The 24,055-nt window shown below is 49.5% G+C and carries 26 protein-coding genes, 1 other RNA gene and 1 other annotated feature; of the genes, 15 read left to right on the forward strand and 12 right to left on the reverse strand.

Features of this window, described 5'->3' with window-relative positions; translation table 11 throughout:
* From ACJHX7_RS21945 to pheA, 4 genes are all read left to right on the forward strand, one after another.
* Positions 1–97, forward strand: a 97-nt coding sequence (locus ACJHX7_RS21945; protein WP_223963258.1) for a hypothetical protein, incomplete at its 5' end; no start/stop codon positions are given.
* Positions 98–356: 259 nt separating this feature from the next.
* Positions 357–698 (forward strand): ribosome-associated translation inhibitor RaiA, encoded by a 342-nt coding sequence (raiA, locus tag ACJHX7_RS21950; protein ID WP_000178456.1) that lies wholly within the window; start codon positions 357–359, stop codon positions 696–698.
* A 102-nt stretch (positions 699–800) separates the two neighbouring features.
* Positions 801–926, forward strand: a sequence feature (Phe leader region).
* Entirely contained in the window at positions 802–849 is a 48-nt protein-coding gene (pheL, locus tag ACJHX7_RS21955; RefSeq protein WP_001386991.1) for a pheA operon leader peptide PheL, read from the forward strand. It overlaps the preceding feature by 48 nt.
* Before the next feature lie 21 nt (positions 927–947).
* Positions 948–2,108, forward strand: a complete 1,161-nt coding sequence (gene pheA / locus ACJHX7_RS21960) for a bifunctional chorismate mutase/prephenate dehydratase (protein WP_000200124.1) — start codon at positions 948–950, stop codon at positions 2,106–2,108.
* A 42-nt stretch (positions 2,109–2,150) separates the two neighbouring features.
* Here the strand turns inward: pheA and tyrA are convergent, their stop codons facing one another.
* Both tyrA and aroF read right to left on the reverse strand, forming a co-directional pair.
* Positions 2,151–3,272 carry a bifunctional chorismate mutase/prephenate dehydrogenase gene (tyrA, locus tag ACJHX7_RS21965; RefSeq protein WP_000225221.1) on the reverse strand — a complete coding sequence of 374 codons (1,122 nt, stop codon included), beginning with the start codon at positions 3,270–3,272 and terminating at the stop codon, positions 2,151–2,153.
* A 10-nt stretch (positions 3,273–3,282) separates the two neighbouring features.
* The gene (aroF, locus tag ACJHX7_RS21970) at positions 3,283–4,353 is read right to left on the reverse strand and encodes a 3-deoxy-7-phosphoheptulonate synthase AroF (protein WP_001168045.1); all 1,071 of its coding nucleotides are present in this window, start codon (positions 4,351–4,353) and stop codon (positions 3,283–3,285) included.
* 209 nt (positions 4,354–4,562) lie between these two features.
* Between aroF and ACJHX7_RS21975 the strand changes: the two genes are divergently transcribed.
* The 4 genes from ACJHX7_RS21975 to ACJHX7_RS21990 all read left to right on the forward strand — a co-directional run bounded on the left by ACJHX7_RS21975 (position 4,563) and on the right by ACJHX7_RS21990 (position 7,310).
* Complete coding sequence (locus ACJHX7_RS21975; RefSeq protein WP_001353010.1) at positions 4,563–4,928, forward strand: DUF2799 domain-containing protein; 366 nt, start codon at positions 4,563–4,565, stop codon at positions 4,926–4,928.
* A 149-nt stretch (positions 4,929–5,077) separates the two neighbouring features.
* Positions 5,078–5,596, forward strand: coding sequence for a YfiR family protein (locus tag ACJHX7_RS21980; protein WP_001212386.1), 519 nt, complete (start codon positions 5,078–5,080; stop codon positions 5,594–5,596).
* Positions 5,586–6,812 carry a diguanylate cyclase DgcN gene (gene dgcN / locus ACJHX7_RS21985; RefSeq protein ID WP_077770330.1) on the forward strand — a complete coding sequence of 409 codons (1,227 nt, stop codon included), beginning with the start codon at positions 5,586–5,588 and terminating at the stop codon, positions 6,810–6,812. The genes ACJHX7_RS21980 and dgcN overlap by 11 nt, the downstream gene beginning before the upstream one ends.
* 15 nt (positions 6,813–6,827) lie before the next feature.
* Entirely contained in the window at positions 6,828–7,310 is a 483-nt protein-coding gene (locus ACJHX7_RS21990; protein WP_000589833.1) for an OmpA family protein, read from the forward strand.
* A gap of 76 nt (positions 7,311–7,386) precedes the next feature.
* On the opposite strand, the gene rplS is transcribed toward ACJHX7_RS21990, so the two are convergent.
* From rplS to ffh, 5 genes are all read right to left on the reverse strand, one after another.
* Positions 7,387–7,734, reverse strand: coding sequence for a 50S ribosomal protein L19 (gene rplS, locus ACJHX7_RS21995; RefSeq protein ID WP_000065253.1), 348 nt, complete (start codon positions 7,732–7,734; stop codon positions 7,387–7,389).
* 41 nt (positions 7,735–7,775) lie between these two features.
* Complete coding sequence (gene trmD, locus ACJHX7_RS22000; protein WP_000264777.1) at positions 7,776–8,543, reverse strand: tRNA (guanosine(37)-N1)-methyltransferase TrmD; 768 nt, start codon at positions 8,541–8,543, stop codon at positions 7,776–7,778.
* 30 nt (positions 8,544–8,573) lie between these two features.
* Positions 8,574–9,122, reverse strand: a complete 549-nt coding sequence (rimM, locus tag ACJHX7_RS22005) for a ribosome maturation factor RimM (RefSeq protein ID WP_000043335.1) — start codon at positions 9,120–9,122, stop codon at positions 8,574–8,576.
* Positions 9,123–9,140: 18 nt separating this feature from the next.
* Positions 9,141–9,389: a 30S ribosomal protein S16 gene (gene rpsP, locus ACJHX7_RS22010; protein WP_000256450.1), complete on the reverse strand. Its 249-nt coding sequence runs from the start codon at positions 9,387–9,389 to the stop codon at positions 9,141–9,143.
* Between the two features lie 136 nt (positions 9,390–9,525).
* The gene (ffh, locus tag ACJHX7_RS22015; RefSeq protein WP_000460035.1) at positions 9,526–10,887 is read right to left on the reverse strand and encodes a signal recognition particle protein; all 1,362 of its coding nucleotides are present in this window, start codon (positions 10,885–10,887) and stop codon (positions 9,526–9,528) included.
* A gap of 166 nt (positions 10,888–11,053) precedes the next feature.
* Here ffh and ACJHX7_RS22020 point away from each other — a divergent pair, with 166 nt between their 5' ends.
* Positions 11,054–11,845, forward strand: a complete 792-nt coding sequence (locus tag ACJHX7_RS22020) for an inner membrane protein YpjD (protein WP_001338897.1) — start codon at positions 11,054–11,056, stop codon at positions 11,843–11,845.
* 20 nt (positions 11,846–11,865) lie between these two features.
* Positions 11,866–13,152: an HlyC/CorC family transporter gene (locus ACJHX7_RS22025; RefSeq protein ID WP_010723175.1), complete on the forward strand. Its 1,287-nt coding sequence runs from the start codon at positions 11,866–11,868 to the stop codon at positions 13,150–13,152.
* Between the two features lie 54 nt (positions 13,153–13,206).
* On the opposite strand, the gene grpE is transcribed toward ACJHX7_RS22025, so the two are convergent.
* Positions 13,207–13,800: a nucleotide exchange factor GrpE gene (grpE, locus tag ACJHX7_RS22030; RefSeq protein WP_001296310.1), complete on the reverse strand. Its 594-nt coding sequence runs from the start codon at positions 13,798–13,800 to the stop codon at positions 13,207–13,209.
* Between the two features lie 122 nt (positions 13,801–13,922).
* On the opposite strand from grpE, the gene nadK reads away from it, so the two are divergent.
* The 3 genes from nadK (at position 13,923) to bamE (ending at position 17,038) form a co-directional block, all read left to right on the forward strand.
* Positions 13,923–14,801: an NAD(+) kinase gene (gene nadK / locus ACJHX7_RS22035; RefSeq protein WP_001059146.1), complete on the forward strand. Its 879-nt coding sequence runs from the start codon at positions 13,923–13,925 to the stop codon at positions 14,799–14,801.
* Between the two features lie 85 nt (positions 14,802–14,886).
* The gene (recN, locus tag ACJHX7_RS22040; RefSeq protein ID WP_094030045.1) at positions 14,887–16,548 is read left to right on the forward strand and encodes a DNA repair protein RecN; all 1,662 of its coding nucleotides are present in this window, start codon (positions 14,887–14,889) and stop codon (positions 16,546–16,548) included.
* Between the two features lie 148 nt (positions 16,549–16,696).
* Positions 16,697–17,038, forward strand: a complete 342-nt coding sequence (gene bamE, locus ACJHX7_RS22045) for an outer membrane protein assembly factor BamE (RefSeq protein ID WP_001203437.1) — start codon at positions 16,697–16,699, stop codon at positions 17,036–17,038.
* A gap of 61 nt (positions 17,039–17,099) precedes the next feature.
* On the opposite strand, the gene ACJHX7_RS22050 is transcribed toward bamE, so the two are convergent.
* Together ACJHX7_RS22050 and ratA are read right to left on the reverse strand one after the other, a co-directional pair.
* Positions 17,100–17,390, reverse strand: coding sequence for an RnfH family protein (locus ACJHX7_RS22050; RefSeq protein ID WP_001117840.1), 291 nt, complete (start codon positions 17,388–17,390; stop codon positions 17,100–17,102).
* Entirely contained in the window at positions 17,380–17,817 is a 438-nt protein-coding gene (ratA, locus tag ACJHX7_RS22055; protein ID WP_001300750.1) for a type II toxin-antitoxin system toxin RatA, read from the reverse strand. Before ratA ends, ACJHX7_RS22050 begins: the two co-directional genes overlap by 11 nt.
* A gap of 170 nt (positions 17,818–17,987) precedes the next feature.
* On the opposite strand from ratA, the gene smpB reads away from it, so the two are divergent.
* Together smpB and ssrA are read left to right on the forward strand one after the other, a co-directional pair.
* Positions 17,988–18,470, forward strand: a complete 483-nt coding sequence (smpB, locus tag ACJHX7_RS22060) for an SsrA-binding protein SmpB (RefSeq protein WP_000162574.1) — start codon at positions 17,988–17,990, stop codon at positions 18,468–18,470.
* 214 nt (positions 18,471–18,684) lie between these two features.
* Positions 18,685–19,047, forward strand: a transfer-messenger RNA (tmRNA) gene (ssrA, locus tag ACJHX7_RS22065).
* A 160-nt stretch (positions 19,048–19,207) separates the two neighbouring features.
* Here ssrA and ypjA read toward each other — a convergent pair.
* Positions 19,208–23,776 carry an adhesin-like autotransporter YpjA/EhaD gene (ypjA, locus tag ACJHX7_RS22070; RefSeq protein ID WP_094030070.1) on the reverse strand — a complete coding sequence of 1,523 codons (4,569 nt, stop codon included), beginning with the start codon at positions 23,774–23,776 and terminating at the stop codon, positions 19,208–19,210.
* Positions 23,777–23,840: 64 nt separating this feature from the next.
* Complete coding sequence (locus tag ACJHX7_RS22075; RefSeq protein ID WP_001120794.1) at positions 23,841–23,960, reverse strand: hypothetical protein; 120 nt, start codon at positions 23,958–23,960, stop codon at positions 23,841–23,843.
* Between the last annotated feature and the right edge of the window lie 95 nt (positions 23,961–24,055).

Raw genomic sequence — 24,055 nt, forward strand, 5'->3', positions numbered from 1 at the left:
ATTACCGACAAGAAGGGAAAGGGCCTTCCCGAGAGTGGTAAAGGAGAGGCCCTGGAAATACCCCACAGCCCCGAAAAAGAGCCAGTCAGTTGCTTAACTGACTGGCATTACAGCCTTGAGCTGCCGTTTTTTTATTCTGTTAGTTGTGAAACTGAAGCGATTTAGTCACTATCGATCTCATCAAATATGGCTCGCTTTGAGATATTCCTCAAGTAAAAAAACACCTCTTCCTGCGATTTCTCACAAAAAAGATTCGTTGACAAAAAGTGACAAAATTATGAGATTTCCATCACACATTTTGACATCAGGAACGGTATGCTGAATTCACCAAGACGGGAAGACAAGAGGTAAAATTTATGACAATGAACATTACCAGCAAACAAATGGAAATTACTCCGGCCATCCGCCAACATGTCGCAGACCGTCTCGCCAAACTGGAAAAATGGCAAACACATCTGATTAATCCACATATCATTCTGTCCAAAGAGCCACAAGGGTTTGTTGCTGACGCCACAATCAATACACCTAACGGCGTTCTGGTTGCCAGTGGTAAACATGAAGATATGTACACCGCAATTAACGAATTGATCAACAAGCTGGAACGGCAGCTCAATAAACTGCAGCACAAAGGCGAAGCACGTCGTGCCGCAACATCGGTGAAAGACGCCAACTTCGTCGAAGAAGTTGAAGAAGAGTAGTCCTTTATATTGAGTGTATCGCCAACGCGCCTTCGGGCGCGTTTTTTGTTGACAGCGTGAAAACAGTACGGGTACTGTACTAAAGTCACTTAAGGAAACAAACATGAAACACACACCGTTTTTCTTCGCATTCTTTTTTACCTTCCCCTGAATGGGAGGCGTTTCGTCGTGTGAAACAGAATGCGAAGACGAACAATAAGGCCTCCCAAATCGGGGGGCCTTTTTTATTGATAACAAAAAGGCAACACTATGACATCGGAAAACCCGTTACTGGCGCTGCGAGAGAAAATCAGCGCGCTGGATGAAAAATTATTAGCATTACTGGCAGAGCGACGCGAACTGGCCGTCGAGGTGGGAAAAGCCAAACTACTCTCGCATCGCCCGGTACGTGATATTGATCGTGAACGCGATTTGCTGGAAAGATTAATTACGCTCGGTAAAGCGCACCATCTGGACGCCCATTACATTACTCGCCTGTTCCAGCTCATCATTGAAGATTCCGTATTAACTCAGCAGGCTTTGCTCCAGCAACATCTCAATAAAATTAATCCGCACTCAGCACGCATCGCTTTTCTCGGCCCCAAAGGTTCTTATTCCCATCTTGCGGCGCGCCAGTATGCTGCCCGTCACTTTGAGCAATTCATTGAAAGTGGCTGCGCCAAATTTGCCGATATTTTTAATCAGGTGGAAACCGGCCAGGCCGACTATGCCGTCGTACCGATTGAAAATACCAGCTCCGGTGCCATAAATGACGTTTACGATCTGCTGCAACATACCAGTTTGTCGATTGTTGGCGAGATGACGTTAACTATCGACCATTGTTTGTTGGTCTCCGGCACTACTGATTTATCCACCATCAATACGGTCTACAGCCATCCGCAGCCATTCCAGCAATGCAGCAAATTCCTTAATCGTTATCCGCACTGGAAGATTGAATATACCGAAAGTACGTCTGCGGCAATGGAAAAGGTTGCACAGGCAAAATCACCGCATGTTGCTGCGTTGGGAAGCGAAGCTGGCGGCACTTTGTACGGTTTGCAGGTACTGGAGCGTATTGAAGCGAATCAGCGACAAAACTTCACCCGATTTGTGGTGTTGGCACGTAAAGCCATTAACGTGTCTGACCAGGTTCCAGCGAAAACGACGTTGTTAATGGCGACCGGACAACAAGCTGGTGCACTGGTTGAAGCGTTGCTGGTACTGCGCAACCACAGTCTAATTATGACCCGTCTGGAATCACGTCCGATTCACGGTAATCCGTGGGAAGAGATGTTTTATCTGGATATTCAGGCCAATCTTGAATCAGCGGAAATGCAAAAAGCATTGAAAGAGTTAGGGGAAATCACCCGTTCGATGAAGGTATTGGGCTGTTACCCAAGTGAGAACGTAGTGCCTGTTGATCCAACCTGATGAAAAAGTGCCGGATGATGTGAATCATCCGGCACTGGATTATTACTGGCGATTGTCATTCGCCTGACGCAATAACACGCGGCTTTCACTCTGAAAACGCTGTGCGTAATCGCCGAACCAGTGCTCCACCTTGCGGAAACTGTCAATAAACGCCTGCTTATCGCCCTGCTCCAGCAACTCAATCGCCTCGCCGAAACGCTTATAGTAACGTTTGATTAACGCCAGATTACGCTCTGACGACATAATGATGTCGGCATAAAGCTGCGGATCCTGAGCAAACAGTCGCCCGACCATCGCCAGCTCAAGGCGGTAAATCGGCGAAGAGAGCGCCAGAAGTTGCTCAAGCTGAACATTTTCTTCTGCCAGGTGCAGCCCGTAAGCAAAAGTAGCAAAGTGGCGCAGAGCCTGAATAAACGCCATATTCTGATCGTGCTCGACAGCGCTAATACGATGCAACCGAGCGCCCCATACCTGAATTTGCTCCAGAAACCATTGGTATGCTTCCGGCTTACGTCCATCACACCAGACCACAACTTGCTTTGCCAGGCTACCGCTGTCCGGGCCGAACATCGGGTGTAACCCCAGTACCGGGCCATCGTGCGCCGCCAGCATGGCCTGTAATGGTCCATTTTTCACCGATGCCAGATCAACCAGAATACAATCTTTCGGTAAAGGCGGTAATTTGCCGATAACTTGCTCAGTAACGTGGATTGGCACACTAACAATCACCATTCCGGCATCGGCAACAATATCAGCCGCTCGATCCCAATCATGTTGCTCCAGAATCCGCACCTGATAACCCGATAGTGTCAGCATCTTCTCGAACAGGCGTCCCATCTGACCGCCACCGCCGACGATAACCACCGGACGCAGTGACGGACAAAGTGTTTTAAATCCTTTGTCGTTTTCACTGGAGTAAGATTCACGCATCACCCGACGCAAAACATCCTCAATCAGATCTGGCGGTACACCCAGAGCTTCCGCCTCTGCACGCCGCGAGGCCAGCATAGATGCCTCGCGCTCCGGAACATAAATAGGCAGTCCAAAGCGGCTTTTCACCTCGCCAACTTCAGCAACCAGTTCCAGACGCTTCGCTAATAAATTCAGCAGCGCTTTATCGACTTCATCAATTTGATCGCGTAATGCGGTCAATTCAGCAACCATAATAAACCTCTTAAGCCACGCGAGCCGTCAGCTGCCCGTTCAGATCCTGATGAATTTCACGCAGCAAGGCATCGGTCATTTCCCAGCTAATACAGGCATCGGTTACGGATACACCGTATTTCATTTCACTGCGCGGTTGCTCGGAAGACTGATTGCCCTCGTGGATATTACTTTCGATCATCAGACCAATAATTGAGCGATTGCCATCTTTGATTTGAGCAACCACGGATTCTGCCACCGCAGGCTGACGGCGATAATCTTTATTGGAATTACCGTGGCTGCAATCTACCATCAGAGACGGGCGCAGTCCCGCCTGTTCCATCTCTTTTTCACATTGCGCAACATCCGCAGGGCTATAGTTCGGCGCTTTACCACCGCGCAGGATCACATGCCCGTCCGGATTCCCCTGAGTTTGTAGCAACGCAACCTGCCCTGCCTGGTTAATGCCAACAAAACGGTGCGGCTGGGCGGCGGCACGCATAGCGTTAATAGCCGTTGCAAGGCTGCCGTCGGTGCCGTTTTTAAAACCAACCGGCATGGAAAGCCCGGAGGCCATTTCACGGTGTGTTTGCGATTCCGTTGTACGAGCACCAATTGCTGACCAGCTAAACAGATCGCCCAGGTATTGCGGGCTATTAGGATCTAACGCTTCCGTCGCCAGTGGCAGTCCCATATTCACCAGCTCAAGCAGCAATTTACGCGCGATCTGCAGCCCGGCTTCTACATCAAAAGAGCCATCCATATGGGGATCGTTAATCAACCCTTTCCAACCGACAGTGGTACGGGGTTTTTCAAAATAGACGCGCATTACCAGATAGAGGCTATCGCTGACCTCTGCGGCAAGGGCTTTAAATCGACGAGCATATTCCAGAGCAGTTTCCGGATCATGAATGGAACAAGGACCACATACTACCAACAGACGAGGATCGCGCCCGGCGATAATATCTGAAATGGTTTTACGCGAGTCAGCAATCTGGGCTTCCTGTTGCAGGCTTAATGGAAAAGCGGCCTTCAGTTGTTCCGGAGTCATTAAAACTTGTTCGTCGGTAATATGTACGTTATTCAGCGCGTCTTTTTGCATGATGGCGATCCTGTTTATGCTCGTTTGCGATAGTTGATCCTCAGCGAGGATGACGTAACGATAACACATAAAGTAAAGTTTTCAATCCATATTTCGTACATTTTTCTTTACAAAAGCAATTTATTCGCGCTTTTAACCCTTGTTTATGTATAAATAAATTTACACCACCTTTGAAAACAATCCGCTATGCTTTGAAAAAGGAGAAAGAAATGATGAAAAAGTTTATCGCCCCCTTGTTGGCTTTACTGGTTAGCGGATGTCAGATTGATCCTTATACTCACGCGCCAACCTTGACCAGCACCGACTGGTATGATGTTGGTATGGAAGATGCGATATCGGGCAACGCCATAAAAGATGACGATGCATTTAGCGATTCACAGGCGGATCGCGGTCTATACCTTAAAGGATATGCCGAAGGACAAAAGAAAACTTGCCAGACCGATTTTACTTATGCCCGAGGACTTTCCGGTAAAAGCTTTCCTGCCAGCTGCAACAATGTTGAAAATGCCAGCCAACTGCATGAAGTATGGCAAAAAGGGGCTGATGAAAATGCCAGCACAATACGATTAAATTAATTAAACCCCCACAAATAAATTAAACATGAGATTCTACTCATTGTGTTTTATTTCTCACATTGATGACGACCGCATGAAAGAATGATATTTTAATGAGCATTCTGAAAAAATATCGATGCATTTCGAGCGAAGATGGTGAGGATCCCTGAATGCGTTTTTCTCACCGACTGTTCTTACTGCTGATTCTCCTGCTGACAGGAGCACCAATACTCGCTCAGGAACCTTCTGACGTTGCGAAAAACGTGCGTATGATGGTTTCCGGTATTGTCAGTTACACCCGCTGGCCTGCGCTATCAGGGCCACCAAAGTTATGTATCTTTTCATCTTCACATTTTAGTAACGCCCTACAAGAGAATGGTACGACATCTTTGCCTTATCTACCTGTCATCATTCACACTCAACAAGAGGCGATGATTTCAGGCTGCAATGGTTTTTATTTTGGCAACGAGTCACCGACATTCCAGATGGAATTAACCGAACAATATCCGTCAAAGGCGTTATTATTAATTGCCGAACAAAATACCGAGTGCATTATTGGTAGCGCCTTTTGTCTAATCATCCACAATAATGACGTCAGATTTGCCGTAAACCTGGATGCCTTATCGCGTAGCGGTGTAAAGGTCAACCCGGATGTCTTAATGCTCGCACGGAAGAAAAATGATGGATAACGATAATTCTCTTAATAAGCGCCCCACGTTTAAAAGAGCATTACGCAACATCAGTATGACCAGCATATTTATCACTATGATGCTGATCTGGTTGCTGCTTTCCGTGACCTCGGTGCTGACCCTGAAACAGTACGCGCAAAAAAACCTGGCACTGACAGCAGCAACAATGACTTACAGTCTGGAAGCAGCGGTCGTTTTTGCCGATGGCCCTGCAGCAACTGAAACACTGGCAGCGCTGGGGCAGCAAGGCCAATTTTCAACTGCAGAAGTGCGTGATAAGCAGCAAAATATTCTGGCATCCTGGCATTACACCCGTAAGGATCCAGGCGATACTTTCAGTAATTTCATAAGCCACTGGCTCTTCCCTGCCCCCATCATTCAGCCGATTCGTCACAATGGTGAAACCATTGGCGAAGTTCGCTTAACCGCTCGCGACAGTTCAATCAGCCATTTCATCTGGTTTTCGCTCGCTGTCCTGACCGCCTGCATTCTGCTAGCGTCAGGCATCGCAATTACCCTCACCCGCCATTTGCACAATGGTCTGGTTGAAGCGTTAAAAAACATCACCGATGTCGTACATGATGTGCGTTCCAACCGCAATTTTTCCCGACGAGTTTCGGAAGAACGTATCGCAGAGTTTCACCGCTTCGCTCTCGACTTCAACAGTCTGCTGGATGAAATGGAAGAGTGGCAGCTTCGTTTACAGGCCAAAAATGCGCAGCTTCTACGTACCGCACTACATGACCCATTAACCGGGCTGGCTAACCGCGCAGCGTTTCGTAGCGGTATCAACACGTTGATGAACAGTTCCGATGCCCGAAAAACGTCGGCGTTACTATTTCTTGATGGCGATAATTTCAAATATATCAATGATACCTGGGGTCATGCGACGGGCGATAGAGTCTTGATTGAAATAGCAAAACGGTTAACTGAATTTGGCGGGCTGCGACATAAAGCATACCGCCTGGGCGGCGATGAATTCGCTATGGTGCTCTATGATGTACAATCGGAATCTGAAGTGCAGCAGATATGCTCAGCACTGACACAAATTTTTAATCTCCCGTTTGATCTTCATAATGGCCATCAGACTACCATGACATTAAGCATTGGTTACGCGATGACCATTGAGCACGCCTCTGCGGAAAATTTACAAGAGCTTGCCGATCACAATATGTATCAGGCCAAACACCAGCGTGCCGAAAAGCTGGTGAGATAACAAGGATATATCGATATGATAAAGCACCTGGTAGCACCCCTGATTTTCACCTCGCTAATACTTACTGGCTGCCAGTCCCCTCAGGGAAAGTTTACTCCTGAGCAAGTCGCCGCTATGCAATCTTATGGATTTACTGAATCCGCCGGCGACTGGTCGCTGGGCTTATCAGATGCCATTCTGTTCGCAAAAAATGACTACAAATTGCTCCCGGAAAGCCAGCAACAAATCCAAACCATGGCAGCCAAATTGGCCTCGACAGGGCTAACACATGCCCGTATGGATGGACACACCGACAACTATGGTGAAGACAGTTACAACGAAGTCTTATCATTAAAACGGGCGAATGTCGTGGCCGATGCATGGGCTATGGGTGGACAAATTCCGCGCAGCAATCTCACCACACAGGGTTTAGGAAAAAAATATCCCATAGCCAGTAACAAGACCGCCCAGGGCCGCGCCGAGAACCGCCGCGTCGCTGTGGTGATTAGTGCACCGTAAACGCAATTTTGATAGATAAAAAAAGGGCCAGCCAATTGGCCAGCCCTTCTTAACAGGATGTCGCTTAAGCGAAATCTTAGTTAAGACGCTCTTTGATACGAGCAGCCTTACCAGTACGCTCACGCAGGTAGTACAGTTTAGCTTTACGAACAGCACCACGACGTTTGACAGAAATGCTGTCAACTACCGGAGAGTGAGTCTGGAAGACACGCTCAACGCCTTCGCCGTTGGAAATTTTACGAACAGTGAATGCAGAGTGCAGACCGCGGTTACGAATAGCGATAACCACGCCCTCGAATGCCTGCAGACGTTTTTTGGAACCTTCAACAACCCATACTTTCACTTCCACGGTATCACCCGGACGGAAGGAAGGTACGTCCTGCTTCATCTGCTCTTGTTCAAGTTGCTTAATAATGTTGCTCATAATTTAATCTCTTATCCTGGGTAAACTGATATCTCGGGGGCTTACGCCATCCCATCATGTTTATGTTGCTGTTGTGCGTGTTCCGTTTTGAACTCCGCCAGCAACCTTGCTTGCTCTTCAGTCAGAGCCAGGTTTTCCAGAAGTTCAGGTCTTCTAAGCCAGGTACGGCCCAGCGACTGTTTCAAACGCCAGCGACGTATCTCGGCATGGTTGCCCGACAGTAACACTGGCGGAACTTCCATCCCTTCTAACACCTCAGGCCGCGTATAGTGCGGGCAATCCAGCAATCCTTCAGCAAAGGAATCTTCCGTTGCCGAGGCCTCATGTCCCAGTACTCCCGGAATAAACCGGGAAACGGAGTCAATCAGCGTCATTGCTGGTAACTCACCACCACTGAGAACGTAATCGCCGATTGACCATTCTTCATCAATTTCGGTTTGGATCACGCGCTCATCTATACCTTCGTAGCGACCGCACACCAGAATCAATTTTTGATTCGTTGCCAGCTCGCTGACGCCCGCTTGATCAAGCTTGCGTCCCTGTGGTGACAGATAAATCACCTTTGCGCCTTCACCCGCCGCGGCTTTTGCTGCATGAATGGCGTCCCGCAAGGGTTGCACCATCATTAACATCCCCGGTCCGCCGCCGTAAGGACGATCGTCCACGGTACGGTGCCGGTCATGCGTGAAGTCGCGAGGACTCCAGCTCTGGATGCTCAGCAGGCCATTTTTAACTGCCCGGCCAGTTACCCCGTAATCGGTAATTGCGCGGAACATTTCAGGAAACAGGCTAATTATGCCAATCCACATAGCGCCGTCTTTTACCGTTTATCCGGTGGTTTAAAAACCAGGATCCCAATCTACTTCGATTGAACGAGTAGTGAGATCGACTTTCTTGATAACCTGCCCATCGAGGAACGGTACAAGACGTTCCTTGATACCAAACGCATCTTTCAGGTTTGCCTTAATGACGAGAACGTCATTAGATCCGGTTTCCATCATATCGACGACTTTACCGAGATCGTAGCCTTCAGTGGTTACTACCTGGCAGCCCATCAGGTCTTTCCAGTAGTAGTCACCCTCTTCAAGCTGAGGCAACTGCGATGAATCCACGACAATTTCACAATTCGTCAGCAGGTTCGCCGCATCACGATCGTCAACGCCTTTCAGCTTGATGATCATGTCCTGATTGTGGTGCTTCCAGCTTTCCAGCTGGACTTGCTGCCACTGACCCGCCTTCTGGATAAACCAAGGCTGATAGTCAAAAATGCTTTCGGCGTCTTCGGTGGAAGAAAACACTCTGAGCCACCCACGAATACCGTAAGACGAACCCATTTTTCCCAAAACGATGGGATCAACAGGTGCTTGCGCGGTGAGTTGTTTGCTCATCATGACCACCGTGACAGATTAAGCTGCTTTGTTTACTTCTTTGATCAGCGCAGCAACGCGATCAGAAATAGTTGCGCCCTGGCCAACCCAGTGAGCGATGCGATCCAGATCCAGGCGAGTGCCTTCTTCTTTTTCGCTAGCGATTGGGTTGAAGAAACCAACGCGCTCGATGAAGCGACCGTTGCGTGCATTACGGCTGTCAGCGACAACAACCTGGTAGAACGGACGCTTTTTAGCGCCGTGACGTGCTAAACGAATAGTTACCATAACATCCTCTTGTGTGAATAAAACAACCGGACCCCATCGAGGAACGGAGTCCGGTGTCATATTAAAAGCCCGAAAATTTTACTGATTTCTGGAGAAAATGCAATCAGCAGTTAATAACTCTGTCGCATAAGGTCATTTAGCGACCAGGAAATCCCGGCGGCATCATCCCTTTCATGCTTCTCATCATCTTTGCCATTCCGCCCTTCTTCATTTTCTTCATCATGCGCTGCATGTCGTCGAACTGTTTCAGAAGACGGTTAACGTCCTGCACCTGCATACCGCAACCGGCAGCGATACGGCGTTTACGCGAACCTTTGATGATTTCTGGCTTAGCGCGCTCTTTCATCGTCATCGAGTTGATGATGGCTTCCATACGCACCAGCACTTTATCGTCCATCTGCGACTTGACGTTATCCGGGATCTGCCCCATGCCCGGCAGTTTGCCCATCAGGCTGGCCATGCCGCCCATATTTTTCATCTGGCGCAGTTGCTCAAGGAAGTCATTGAGATCGAAGCCGTCGCCTTTTTTCAGCTTGCTGGCTAATTTCTCAGCTTGCGCGCGGTCAACTTTGCTTTCGATATCTTCGATCAGCGACAGTACGTCGCCCATGCCGAGAATACGGGAAGCGATGCGGTCCGGATGGAACGGCTCCAGCGCCTCGGTTTTCTCGCCAACACCGAGGAACTTGATCGGTTTGCCCGTAATGTGACGAATAGAGAGCGCCGCACCGCCACGAGCATCGCCGTCGACTTTAGTCAGTACCACACCGGTCAGCGGTAACGCTTCATTGAATGCTTTTGCCGTATTGGCCGCATCCTGACCAGTCATGGCATCAACCACAAACAGGGTTTCAACCGGATTAATCGACGCATGGACTTGTTTGATCTCGTCCATCATCGCTTCGTCAACGTGCAGACGACCGGCTGTATCCACCAGCAGCACGTCGTAGAATTTCAGTTTGGCTTCTTTCAGCGCCGCGTTAACGATATCTACCGGCTTCTGACCAACATCAGAAGGGAAGAAATCAACGCCCACCTGCTCTGCCAGCGTCTCAAGCTGTTTGATTGCCGCCGGACGATAAACGTCGGCAGAAACCACCAGCACTTTCTTCTTGTGCTTCTCGCGCAGGAACTTACCGAGTTTACCAACGCTGGTTGTTTTACCGGCACCTTGCAGGCCCGCCATCAGCACGACCGCAGGCGGTTGCGCAGCCAGGTTCAGGGTCTGGTTCTCTTCGCCCATCGCCGCAACCAGTTCGTTACGGACAATTTTGACGAACTCCTGCCCCGGCGTCAGGCTCTTATTAACTTCATGACCAACCGCTTTCTCTTTTACGCGATTGATAAACTCACGCACTACCGGCAGAGCGACGTCCGCCTCCAGCAGCGCCATGCGCACTTCGCGCAGCGTATCTTTTACGTTGTCTTCAGTGAGGCGTCCACGGCCACTGATATTGCGCAGCGTGCGCGACAAACGATCGGTTAAATTATCAAACATTGTCTCTCGCCTGGGGTGGAAACGGTTGGCCGCAATCGCGACACATCATCAGTATTTTGCCGCAGTATAACATGAAGGCGTCTTTGTTGTTATGCAACGGTTGGAGCAGCGTTCACCTGACGCTATACTGCTTCTCTTTCTTATTGCTCAAACTGTCGACATTACTATGCCCGTTTTTGCTCTGCTCGCGCTTGTCGCCTACTCCGTCAGTCTTGCGCTGATTGTTCCCGGTCTGCTGCAAAAAAACGGCGGCTGGCGGCGCATGGCTATTATTTCTGCGGTCATTGCGCTGGTCTGCCACGCAATCGCTCTGGAAGCCCGCATCCTGCCCGACGGTGATAGCGGACAAAACCTCAGCCTGCTGAACGTTGGTTCATTGGTCAGTTTGATGATCTGTACGGTAATGACCATTGTGGCTTCTCGCAATCGTGGCTGGTTGCTGCTACCCATTGTCTATGCCTTTGCGCTTATCAACCTGGCGCTGGCGACCTTCATGCCCAATGAATACATCACCCATCTGGAAGCAACGCCTGGGATGCTGGTGCACATTGGCTTATCGCTCTTTTCCTATGCCACGCTGATTATCGCCGCCCTGTACGCGCTGCAACTGGCGTGGATTGATTACCAACTGAAGAACAAGAAGCTGGCGTTTAACCAGGAAATGCCGCCATTGATGAGTATCGAGCGTAAAATGTTCCACATCACGCAGATTGGCGTGGTGCTGCTAACGCTCACTCTTTGCACTGGCCTGTTCTACATGCACAACTTATTTAGCATGGAAAATATCGACAAGGCCGTGCTCTCTATCGTGGCGTGGTTTGTCTATATTGTGCTGCTGTGGGGACATTATCATGAAGGATGGCGTGGACGCCGCGTCGTCTGGTTTAACGTTGCGGGTGCAGTCATTCTGACACTGGCCTACTTCGGCAGCCGAATTGTCCAGCAGTTAATCAGCTAAACCCAGAAAAGGAGTTTCCCCTGGAACACATTTCTACTACTACGTTGATCATTATTCTGATCATCATGGTGGTCATTTCAGCCTATTTTTCCGGGTCCGAAACCGGAATGATGACCCTCAACCGCTATCGTCTGCGACATATGGCGAAACAGGGTAATCGCTCGGCCAAACGCGTCGAAAAATTGCTGCGTAAGCCAGACCGCCTGATTAGCCTGGTGTTAATCGGCAATAACCTGGTCAATATTCTTGCCTCCGCGCTAGGCACTATTGTTGGGATGCGTTTGTACGGCGATGCGGGCGTGGCAATTGCGACTGGTGTGCTGACTTTTGTCGTGCTGGTTTTTGCTGAGGTATTGCCGAAAACCATTGCCGCGCTGTACCCGGAAAAAGTCGCTTATCCGAGTAGTTTTCTGCTGGCTCCGCTGCAAATTTTGATGATGCCGCTGGTCTGGTTGCTGAATGCTATCACCCGTATGCTGATGCGCATGATGGGTATCAAAACCGATATCGTGGTTAGCGGCTCTTTGAGCAAAGAAGAGTTGCGCACTATCGTGCACGAATCGCGCTCACAAATTTCCCGTCGCAATCAGGATATGCTGCTGTCGGTGCTCGATCTGGAAAAAATGACCGTTGATGACATCATGGTGCCGCGCAGTGAAATTATCGGTATTGATATCAACGATGACTGGAAATCGATTCTGCGCCAACTCTCCCACTCACCTCACGGACGTATCGTGCTCTACCGTGACTCGCTGGACGATGCCATCAGTATGCTGCGAGTACGTGAAGCCTGGCGACTCATGTCGGAGAAAAAAGAGTTCACCAAAGAGACGATGCTGCGTGCTGCGGACGAAATCTATTTTGTCCCGGAAGGTACGCCGCTCAGCACGCAGTTGGTGAAGTTTCAGCGCAACAAAAAGAAAGTCGGCCTGGTCGTCAACGAGTACGGAGACATTCAGGGGCTGGTGACGGTTGAAGATATTCTGGAAGAGATTGTCGGCGATTTCACTACGTCGATGTCGCCAACACTTGCCGAAGAGGTCACGCCGCAAAACGACGGGTCGGTAATTATCGATGGCACCGCCAACGTGCGAGAAATTAACAAAGCCTTTAACTGGCATCTACCGGAAGATGATGCTCGTACTGTTAACGGCGTCATTCTGGAAGCGCTGGAGGAGATCCCGGTAGCAGGCACCCGCGTGCGTATTGGCGAGTACGATATCGATATTCTCGACGTACAGGACAATATGATTAAGCAAGTAAAAGTTTTTCCTGTAAAACCGCTGCGCGAGAGTGTGGCGGAGTAACGAAAACGGCCCGGCATTCGCATGCTGGGCCGTGATTTATTACGAAAGCTGAAATTAAGCTTTTGCTTTCGCTACAGTAACCATCGCCGCACGAATTGTACGACCGTTCAGCGTATAACCCTTCTGCATAATGCCCAGTACGTTACCTGGTGCAACGTCATCAGATTCCACCATTGCGATGGCCTGATGCACATTCGGGTCCAGCGGCACGTTAGTTTCGGCGATCACTTCAACGCCAAACTTACGCACAACATCCAACATCGACTTCAGCGTCAGCTCAATGCCTTCAACCATCGCGGACATATCCGGGTTAGCTTTATCAGCCACTTCCAGCGCACGATCCAGGCTATCAATCACCGGCAGCAATTCGTTGATGAATTTCTCCAGCGCGAATTTGTGAGCTTTTTCAATATCCAGTTCAGTACGACGACGCAGGTTTTCCATTTCGGCTTTTACGCGCAAAATGCCGTCACGTTCACGGGTCTGGGCTTCAGCCAGCTGAGCTTCGAGATTCGCAATTTTTTCATCGCGCGGATCCACCTGCTCAGCAGAAGCTTCTGGCTCAACTGCCTCAATCTCTTCGTGCTGATCCATGATAATTTCTTCCGGGGCTTGCCCCTCAGGCGTTTTCTGTTCTTTACTACTCATGAATTTCTCCGCGTTTTTTTCGCATTCATCTCGCTAACTTCGCTTATTATGGGGATCAGTTTCAGGGTTTCAAGGGAAGCACTCACATTGTCATCAATCTTCGCAACAAGGACCTCGGAAAAATGAATAATCATTTCAAGTGTATTGGCATTGTGGGACACCCACGGCACCCCACTGCACTGACAACACATGAAATGCTCTACCGCTGGCTGTGCGCAAAAGGTTACGAGGTCATCGTTGAGCAACAAATCGCTCACGAACTGCAACTGAAGAATGTGAAAACTGGCACGCTCGCGGAGATTGGGCAACTGGCAGATCTCGCGGTAGTTGTTGGTGGCGACGGTAATATGCTGGGCGCGGCGCGCACGCTCGCCCGCTACGATATTAAAGTTATTGGAATCAACCGTGGCAACCTGGGTTTCCTGACTGACCTTGATCCCGATAACGCCCAGCAACAATTAGCCGATGTGCTGGAAGGCCACTACATCAGCGAGAAACGTTTTTTGCTGGAAGCGCAAGTCTGTCAGCAAGATTGCCAGAAACGCATCAGCACGGCGATTAACGAAGTGGTACTTCATCCTGGCAAAGTGGCGCATATGATTGAGTTCGAAGTGTATATCGACGAGATCTTTGCGTTTTCGCAGCGTTCCGATGGACTGATTATTTCGACGCCAACAGGCTCCACCGCCTATTCCCTCTCTGCGGGCGGTCCTATTCTGACACCCTCTCTGGATGCGATTACCCTGGTGCCCATGTTCCCGCATACGTTGTCAGCACGACCACTGGTCATAAACAGCAGCAGCACGATCCGTCTGCGTTTTTCGCATCGCCGTAACGACCTGGAAATCAGTTGCGACAGCCAGATAGCACTGCCGATTCAGGAAGGTGAAGATGTCCTGATTCGTCGCTGTGATTACCATCTGAATCTTATTCATCCGAAAGATTACAGTTATTTCAATACATTAAGCACCAAGCTCGGCTGGTCAAAAAAATTATTCTAATTTTACGCCAGCCTCTTTACTGTATATAAAACCAGTTTATACTGTACACAATAACAGTAATGGTTTTTCATACAGGAAAACAACTATGTTGGCACAACTGACCATCAGCAACTTTGCTATCGTTCGTGAGCTTGAGATTGATTTTCATAGCGGCATGACCGTAATAACTGGCGAGACCGGCGCGGGTAAATCTATTGCAATAGATGCCCTCTGTCTTTGTCTCGGTGGTCGCGCTGAAGCCGACATGGTGCGTACCGGCGCTGCTCGCGCTGACCTGTGCGCCCGTTTTTCTCTGAAAGATACGCCAGCGGCCCTGCGCTGGCTGGAAGAAAACCAGCTTGAAGACGGGCATGAATGTTTGCTTCGTCGCGTAATCAGCAGCGATGGTCGCTCCCGTGGTTTTATCAACGGTACAGCGGTTCCTCTTTCACAACTGCGCGAACTGGGTCAGTTGCTGATTCAGATCCATGGTCAGCACGCTCATCAGTTACTCACCAAACCCGAGCACCAAAAATTCCTGCTTGATGGCTATGCCAATGAAACCTCTCTACTCCAGGAAATGACCGCACGTTATCAGTTGTGGCATCAAAGCTGCCGTGACCTCGCGCATCATCAACAGTTAAGTCAGGAACGCGCCGCCCGTGCAGAACTGCTGCAATACCAATTAAAAGAACTTAACGAATTTAATCCGCAGCCCGGAGAGTTTGAGCAAATCGACGAAGAGTACAAACGTCTGGCGAACAGCGGTCAATTGCTGACTACCAGCCAGAATGCATTGGCAGTAATGGCCGACGGTGAAGACGCAAACCTGCAAAGTCAGCTTTACACGGCTAAACAACTGGTGAGCGAATTGATTGGCATGGACAGCAAACTGTCCGGCGTACTTGATATGCTGGAAGAAGCTACCATCCAGATTGCTGAAGCCAGCGATGAACTGCGCCACTATTGCGATCGTCTGGATCTCGATCCCAACCGACTGTTTGAACTTGAACAGCGCATCTCAAGACAGATTTCGCTGGCACGTAAACATCACGTCAGCCCTGAGGCATTGCCACAGTATTACCAGTCGCTACTGGAAGAACAGCAGCAACTGGACGATCAGGCCGACTCACAAGAAACGCTCGCGCTGGCGGTAACGAAACATCATCAGCAGGCACTGGAAACGGCGCGCGCGTTACACCAGCAACGCCAGCACTATGCAGAAGAACTTGCACAGCTGATCACCGACAGTATGCATGCACTCTCTATGCCGCATGGGCAGTTTACGATCGATGTTAAATTTGACGAGCATCACCTGGGCGCTGACGGCGCTGATCGTATTGAGTTTCGGGTAACCACCAACCCAGGTCAGCCAATGCAGCCTATTGCCAAAGTCGCATCCGGTGGTGAATTGTCCCGCATCGCATTGGCAATTCAGGTCATCACAGCGCGTAAAATGGAAACCCCGGCACTGATTTTTGATGAAGTGGATGTAGGGATTAGCGGTCCAACAGCGGCAGTTGTCGGCAAACTGCTGCGTCAACTCGGCGAATCAACTCAGGTGATGTGTGTTACCCACCTGCCACAAGTCGCGGGATGTGGTCATCAACACTATTTTGTCAGCAAAGAAACCGATGGTGCGATGACAGAAACGCACATGCAATCCCTGGATAAAAAAGCGCGGTTACAAGAGCTGGCGCGCCTGCTTGGTGGCTGTGAAGTCACACGTAACACACTGGCGAATGCGAAAGAACTGCTTGCGGCGTAAACTTTTTTCCTGCTTCACGGTCAGAGTAAACAGCAAAACGCCGTAGGACCGGAAAGCAAAAGGTTTTAAAGTGATGAAAGGTCTATTATCATCGGCATATTACAGATGAGCCACGTACTGCTCGGGCCCGAAAAGGAATCAAATCACTATGCGCTGTAAAACGCTGACTGCTGCAGCAGCAGTACTATTGATGTTGACCGCAGGCTGTTCCACTCTGGAGCGAGTGGTTTACCGTCCTGACATCAACCAGGGGAATTATCTGACCGCTAACGACGTATCCAAAATACGTGTTGGCATGACGCAACAACAAGTTGCGTACGCATTGGGTACACCGCTGATGTCCGATCCATTTGGTACAAATACCTGGTTCTATGTCTTCCGCCAGCAACCTGGTCATGAAGGTGTAACGCAGCAAACGCTGACGCTGACCTTTAACAGTAGCGGTGTGTTGACCAACATTGATAACAAACCTGCGCTGAGTGGTAACTAATAATAAAGTTGCTCTCAAAGAGGTTAAAAAAGGTGCTCAATGAGCACCTTTTTTCTGTCTGTTATTTATTCGCTGATTTTTCTGCTCGTTGCCTGCGAAGCTCTTTCGGATCGGCAATGAGAGGACGATAAATCTCCACCCGATCGCCATCATGCACCGTATCGCTCAGTTTGGCCGGACGGCTGTAAATGCCGACTTTGTTTTTAGTTAAATCGATATCGGTACGCAATTCCAGCAAGCCACTGGCGCGAATAGCTTCTTCAACCGTCGCACCCTCCTGCAGCGTCACACGCTGCAGGTACTGCTTCTCAGGTAGCGCATAAGCCACCTCAACGGCAATTTTACCTGGCACTGTAAACCTCTTTCGCACGAACCGTAAAAGCCTGGACCATATTAGCCGCCAGCTCTTTAAACACGCGACCAAAGGCGAGTTCAATCAACTTATTGGTAAACTCAAAGTCGAGATGAAACTCGATACGACACGCCTCCTGGCTCAGCGGCGTAAACTTCCATCCACCGATCAATTTCTTGAACGGCCCATCCACCAGATTCATAAGAATACTTTGGTTACTGGTCAACTGGTTGCGGGTAGTAAACGTTTTGCTGATCCCAGCCTTAGAGACATCTACCGCCGCAGTCATCTGCCCAGGAGTGGACTCCAGAATCCGACTTCCGGTACAACCCGGCAAAAACTGAGGATAAGACTGAACGTCATTCACTAACTGATACATTTGCTCCGCGCTGTAGGGTACCAGTGCGGTCCGGCTAATCTGAGGCATAACAATTTCCATCAACAAAAATCCAACAAATAATATCATTTATCCTGCTGTAAAAAAAACGCTATCCCGGCGCTGGGTAACATCGGGTTCATGCTAAGATAGAGCCTTGTCCCCCGCAGGATTGATATGGGGTGTTTTCGATTTCAGATTACCGATGATTCACGACGCTTATGACGAAGAAAAAAGCACATAAACCTGGTTCAGCGACCATCGCGCTTAACAAGCGCGCCCGTCACGAATACTTTATCGAAGAAGAGTTCGAAGCGGGACTTGCCCTGCAAGGCTGGGAGGTTAAATCCCTGCGCGCAGGAAAAGCCAATATCAGCGACAGCTACGTCCTTCTGCGTGACGGAGAGGCATTTCTGTTTGGCGCTAACATCACGCCAATGGCCGTGGCCTCCACGCATGTGGTGTGCGATCCTACCCGTACCCGCAAGTTACTTCTCAACCAGCGCGAACTGGACTCATTGTACGGTCGCGTCAATCGAGAAGGCTATACCGTAGTGGCGCTCTCCCTGTACTGGAAAAATGCCTGGTGCAAAGTAAAAATCGGCGTCGCCAAAGGTAAGAAACAGCATGATAAACGTTCAGATATCAAAGAACGCGAATGGCAGGTGGATAAAGCGCGTATCATGAAAAACGCCCACCGTTAAACCTGCACTGCAATTATTGACCCGCTCCTCACCGCGCCTCCCTCTCCGGCGGCGCGAATGCACATCTTATTGGCTATCACATCCGACACAAATGTTGCCATCCCATTGCTTAATCGAATAAAAATCAGGCTACATGGGTGCTAAATCTTTAACGATAACGCCATTGAGGCTGGTCATGGCACTCATGAATCTGGTATACTTACCGTTACACATTGGGGCTGATTCTGGATTCGACGGGATTTGCGAAACCCAAGGTGCATGCCGAGGGGCGGTTGGCCTCGTAAAAAGCCGCAAAAAATAGTCGCAAACGACGAAAACTACGCTTTAGCAGCTTAATAACCTGCTTAGAGCCCTCTCTCCCTAGCCTCCGCTCTTAGGACGGGGATCAAGAGAGGTCAAACCCAAAAGAGATCGCGTGGAAGCCCTGCCTGGGGTTGAAGCGTTAAAACTTAATCAGGCTAGTTTGTTAGTGGCGTGTCCGTCCGCAGCTGGCAAGCGAATGTAAAGACTGACTAAGCATGTAGTACCGAGGATGTAGGAATTTCGGACGCGGGTTCAACTCCCGCCAGCTCCACCAATCATGATTGGACGGTGTAAGGACAACACCAATAAAAACAGGAAGTTAGCAGTCTCAGCAGGACACCGACCAGACGGTGAGGAGACAAAAAAGGATACGCAAAGGAGCCGCGGCCCCTGGTGATATGAAAGCCCACAGATGTGGGCTTTTTCGTTGATGGTCAGAACGACCAGTTCACACCAGCCACCGCGTTCCACGGGGATTCCACACCGGCACCATGGCTATACCCCACCCCGAGATGCCCGCTTAACGAACTGCTGAATGAGGCTTTAATACCTGCCTGGTATATTCCACGTCTGCCCGACAAATCATTGACAAAATTACCGTCATTATTCACTTTCACCCGGTTATCATCGACAAATTCTTTGCGCACAGCCGCCTTCAGCCACGGCTCAACTTCCATGCCGTTCCCCAGACGCATGTTGTAACTCAGCGTTGCGCCCAGTTCACGATATATACTGCGGGTATCGACTGATTTCGATTCCATACCATTGGATAAATGATATTCGGGGTTATCAGCGGTGAACCCCGTTAACGATGCATACGGCGTCAGGTTCCAGTTACCATCGGTAAATCGCATCCCGGTTTCAATGTGACCACCCAGCCCGTTGCTGCGATAACTGCCGTTGGCGGCTCCACCGCTGCTCATTTTACCGGCTACGTTACTTTCAAAGCGGTTCAGCTTCACGATACCGTCCAGATAGAAACCACTTTCATGTTCCCAGCTGGCATAGCCCCCCAGAGAATAACTGCCCACACTGCCATGTCCTCCACGATCAAAACCGATATGTGAATGGGAATAACCCATAAAAGCGCCCAGCGTCGCAATCCCCTCAGGAATATCATTACGGCTATCGATCCCCACCGTCATTCCGATCAGCGTCTGCTCAAACCCGGCACCCGCATCGGTGGTGACATTATTACGGGTGTTATACGTCGTCCCCCAGACATTATTGTTGTGTGGACTCGCTTTCATTATGTTCAACCGCTCGCGAATACTGTTTAGCTCAGCATCAAAGACCAACGGTAATGTTGCTGCCATATTGAGTACGGCTGCCGTAGAAGGCGTGATGCGTTTCTCCGGGACGGGTGTCGGCGTTGGATCGGGAGTCGGGTCTGGTTTCGGATCCGGTTTTGGGTCTGGTTTTGGATCCGGCTTCGGATTTGGGGTGGGGTCCGGGTTGGTTTTGACATCATTGGTCAGGTTCCAGTTGCTGTTGCCGTCGCTTTTCAGGACATACTCATAGGTCCCAAGATCAACGAAACCGCCGGTATTACCCAGCGTAAACGAAGCATCCCCTCCCCCTGTTTTCACCAGCGTCATCACGTCGTCAGACTGAGGGCTGACGCCGGTATCCTGAACAAAGATTTTAAAATTACCAGTGGCGTTGTTGTTGACGACCAGTTGATCGCCCCGGGAGCCTGCAACGTTGGTATGCAGGTAGAAATTACCGCTGCCGGAAAGTTCACTGGTTGTCAGCGTATTGTAGATACCGTTAGTTGTGGCAGGCGCTGCTGTTTGTGCTGATAAATAAACATCACCGTCGTTGAGGAGCAAACTGTTTACTCTATATTCGCAGTTGCTGGTACCTGCACAGGAATTATTGCTGTTAAGCCAGACACTGCCCCGGCTGGCAGCCGTCAGGTCGGTAAGCGTCGTATCGACGCCATTTCCGATAGTTAATGTCGCGCTATCGGTAATCCGGATCGCCCCTTCGAGTTTAACTGGCGTAACATTATCCCGTGGCGTCATTAACGACAGGCTTCCTGTCGCGCCACTGACCGATGCATCCGCCAGCGTACCTGCATAGACGATTGCCGTCCCGCCAGCGACCTGGAGATCTTCTGCCCGGGCTAGAGCCTGAAACTCATCTTTTGACCGACCGAGGGTATATTGCCCACCGGAATTAACCTTTGTGGCGAAGTCCTGACCCAGGTTTTGCATTGCCCCACCGTTGCCAACCCTGGAATCGCGGGCTTCGGTACCTGCTAATACCAATAAATTACCGCCATTTTCCAGCAACGCATTGGTCGATAAATTGCCGGCAATGGAAAAGGTGCCGTACTGGTGAGTACCGCTAATTTCAATACCGTTAGCCGTGCTCGTCTGGAGAGCGGCACCGCTGTTCTGGATGATATCTGTCGCTTTGCCATTATCGTTGACTGTCAGCGTACCGCCTTCATTAATCGTTGTTTTTACTGCCTCACCGTTAGCCGAAACTGTTTGTATTCCGCCGTCGTTAATCGTTGTCTCATTCGCCACCCCCTCGACGATTTGTTCGCCGCCGGTGAGCGTCGTGCCTGTCGCAGTGGCTTTTGTTTTGACGATCTCCCGCCCGCCCGCATTGACCTGTGTTTTGGCGGAAGTGGTGTCTGACTCCACGGTTAACACGCCGCCATTTGCCAGCAGGATATTGTTCGCCGCATCCTGCTCAATGCTGAACGCGACGCCATCAGCGCGTGTCCCTGTGACCCGCGTCGCTCTGGTGGTTGCAACCAACGCGCCCTGGCTACTTTGCTGTATCCCCGTTGCGCTGCCTTTCTCCCGCACATCGAGAGTGCCGCCGTCATTAAGCACCGAGTTTTCAGCCAGACCGCCCTCATTAACTACCTGTGAACCGCCATTAATAATGGAACCTTCCGCTGTCCCGTTTACCATAATTTGTTGTAGGCCAGAGACGATATCGGTATTGATCGCCTTACCATAATTCTGAACGGTTTGCGTACCGCCATTGATGTGCGTTTTATCTGCTGACCCACCATCAACAATTTGTTCACCACTTTCGATATTTGCCTCAGTGGCTAAACCATATACCGTTTGCTTGCCACCTTTGATATTTGCTTTTTCAGAAGTGGCACTGGCATATATTGTTTGGGTACCAGCACTATTAAGTACAGTACCAACATCTTTTCCATAAACATCCATTTTGCCGTTGGCATTAATAATCGTGTCAACTGCCCGGGAACCAGTGACGACTGTTAATGAGCCAGCGTTTTCCAGCACTACATTTTTAGCTTCTGAATTCCTGATGTAGAAAGCATCACCATAACTGTTGGTTCCTTCGATAAGTGTTCCGGAGGTCGTGGAAGCAATTAATGCGCCGCCGGATTGTTGCTCAACATGCTTAGCCTCACCACCGTCCTGAACCTCCAGAACGCCGCCATTATTAAGTCTGGTGCTATCTGTTTTAGCCTCCTTCTGGACAATCAGCTTACCGCCAGCATCAATGGTAGTATTTTTCGCCGAGGTTTTAGCCACTACCGTCAGTTCGCCGGTATTTTCCAGCACAACATAATTAGCCTCCCCTCCGATAATAGTGAAGCGAGAGAGCTTGTTGTATCCTTCAATATCAGTCCCTGCGCCCGTGTTGGCAACTAAAGCACTACCCGTCTCCTGGTTAACCCCATGTGCAATACCGCCGGTATAGACAATCAGCGAGCCTCCGGCGCTAATATTGCTGCCAGTTGCCGTACCATCTTTCTCAACAACCTGCCGGCTCCCGGAGGAGATATTTGTCGTGTCAGCTTTCCCGCTGCTCTTGATATTTTGTGTTCCGCTGTTGATATTGGTTCCCGTGGCAATACCATGATTATTTATATTCTGTGTGCCACCATTAATTATGGTATTTGTCGCGTTTCCGGCGACATCCATAACCCCGCCATTATCTATTCGGGTCGCATCAGCTTTAGCATTCGTTAAAACTGACATTGTTCCTTTATCTTTAATTATCGTCCTGGTTGCCGAACCATATACGTCTAAATGACCACCGTTTTCCAGCAACACATTGTCTGCCACGTTATTGTGGATGGAGAATGCCCCTTCACTATTCGTACCGCTCACCGTCAAATCGTAAGTCGTTACTTTTAAAGCGGCTCCATCGTGCTGAGTAACATTTGTTGCCATACCACCTCTAACATCAAGCACGCCACCGGAATAAATTTCAATAACATCCGAGGTGCTGGTGTAATCAACAATTTGCGTACCACCAGAATAGATCTGCGTATTTTTTGCCGTTGAATTACTATTCAGAGACTGAGTTCCGCCTTCAATCGTAGTGTCCAGCGCACGGCTCTCATATACTCTTTGCTCACCGCCATTTTTGATGGTGGTTGTTTCTACTGTGCTCTGTTCAACATACTGTCGACCACCATTTATGGTTGTGTTCGTTGCCAGACTTCCTTGTACTACGTCCTGAGAGCCAGACTTATTTATCGTTGTACTGTCGACATGCCCCTGAGTTGTTACTCGTTGGCTGCCACCATCAATGATTGTTCCATTCGCAGTCCCCCCACTTATGTGTGAATTACCCCCCTTAATTGTCGTTCCATTGCTGATACCACCTGTATAAACGTCCTGATTGCCACTCTCGATTATTGTACCGGTGGAAATACCCCCGTCATGAATTGTCTGTCTGCCCCCGTTAATGGTTGTATTATTAGCCTGCCCCACATAATTGTTATGACGTCCTATATCTTGATATCCACCAGATTCAATAAGACTTTCATTAGATATCCCACCATAAACATTCTGCTGGCCATGGTTGATAATATGAGTGTTATTTGTTGTACCTCGTTCATCTACTTTTTGGCTGCCATCTACAGTCTCATCGTTTACCACACCAATAACATCAGGAGTGAAGGCCGCCATCCCGGGCGGGGCATATATCAAGGCAGATATCAATAAGGAAAGTACTGAGCGGCGACAATAATGGAGACTGGTCCTGTTCATAAATTTCATCCTCTGAAAAGTGAATACTGAGTAGCGTTTAAGCGACCTTAGCTTTGCTGCAACATCAGCCCACAGGCACCAGACCAGGGGATTCATCCTGAAGAGACAGCGCAAGTGTATTGTGTTCACCGCTCATCAAAGACATCATGATGAAATGATGATATTCCGCATAAGAATGAGGCATTTTTTAAACGCAGTGCGCTGAAGTGTGGTTGGATAAAAAAGTGAATCTATTCAGGAAACACGGGCGTATTCTTTTCTTTTGACAATCAGGCAGTC

The organism is Escherichia sp. WS1451, assembly GCF_046487365.1.
Taxonomy (GTDB): Bacteria; Pseudomonadota; Gammaproteobacteria; order Enterobacterales; family Enterobacteriaceae; genus Escherichia; species Escherichia coli.

Coding starts and splice junctions, on each gene's coding strand:
- ACJHX7_RS22075 (WP_001120794.1), bottom strand. CDS start 23,960: ATGCCTCATTCTTATGCGGAATATCATCATTTCATCATGATGTCTTTG.
- ACJHX7_RS21990 (WP_000589833.1), top strand. CDS start 6,828: ATGATAAAGCACCTGGTAGCACCCCTGATTTTCACCTCGCTAATACTT.
- smpB (WP_000162574.1), top strand. CDS start 17,988: ATGACGAAGAAAAAAGCACATAAACCTGGTTCAGCGACCATCGCGCTT.
- raiA (WP_000178456.1), top strand. CDS start 357: ATGACAATGAACATTACCAGCAAACAAATGGAAATTACTCCGGCCATC.
- ACJHX7_RS21975 (WP_001353010.1), top strand. CDS start 4,563: ATGATGAAAAAGTTTATCGCCCCCTTGTTGGCTTTACTGGTTAGCGGA.
- ratA (WP_001300750.1), bottom strand. CDS start 17,817: ATGCCTCAGATTAGCCGGACCGCACTGGTACCCTACAGCGCGGAGCAA.
- bamE (WP_001203437.1), top strand. CDS start 16,697: ATGCGCTGTAAAACGCTGACTGCTGCAGCAGCAGTACTATTGATGTTG.
- ypjA (WP_094030070.1), bottom strand. CDS start 23,776: ATGAACAGGACCAGTCTCCATTATTGTCGCCGCTCAGTACTTTCCTTA.
- ACJHX7_RS21980 (WP_001212386.1), top strand. CDS start 5,078: ATGCGTTTTTCTCACCGACTGTTCTTACTGCTGATTCTCCTGCTGACA.
- nadK (WP_001059146.1), top strand. CDS start 13,923: ATGAATAATCATTTCAAGTGTATTGGCATTGTGGGACACCCACGGCAC.
- pheA (WP_000200124.1), top strand. CDS start 948: ATGACATCGGAAAACCCGTTACTGGCGCTGCGAGAGAAAATCAGCGCG.
- trmD (WP_000264777.1), bottom strand. CDS start 8,543: ATGTGGATTGGCATAATTAGCCTGTTTCCTGAAATGTTCCGCGCAATT.
- aroF (WP_001168045.1), bottom strand. CDS start 4,353: ATGCAAAAAGACGCGCTGAATAACGTACATATTACCGACGAACAAGTT.
- tyrA (WP_000225221.1), bottom strand. CDS start 3,272: ATGGTTGCTGAATTGACCGCATTACGCGATCAAATTGATGAAGTCGAT.
- grpE (WP_001296310.1), bottom strand. CDS start 13,800: ATGAGTAGTAAAGAACAGAAAACGCCTGAGGGGCAAGCCCCGGAAGAA.
- ffh (WP_000460035.1), bottom strand. CDS start 10,887: ATGTTTGATAATTTAACCGATCGTTTGTCGCGCACGCTGCGCAATATC.
- rpsP (WP_000256450.1), bottom strand. CDS start 9,389: ATGGTAACTATTCGTTTAGCACGTCACGGCGCTAAAAAGCGTCCGTTC.
- ACJHX7_RS22020 (WP_001338897.1), top strand. CDS start 11,054: ATGCCCGTTTTTGCTCTGCTCGCGCTTGTCGCCTACTCCGTCAGTCTT.
- dgcN (WP_077770330.1), top strand. CDS start 5,586: ATGATGGATAACGATAATTCTCTTAATAAGCGCCCCACGTTTAAAAGA.
- rplS (WP_000065253.1), bottom strand. CDS start 7,734: ATGAGCAACATTATTAAGCAACTTGAACAAGAGCAGATGAAGCAGGAC.
- recN (WP_094030045.1), top strand. CDS start 14,887: ATGTTGGCACAACTGACCATCAGCAACTTTGCTATCGTTCGTGAGCTT.
- rimM (WP_000043335.1), bottom strand. CDS start 9,122: ATGAGCAAACAACTCACCGCGCAAGCACCTGTTGATCCCATCGTTTTG.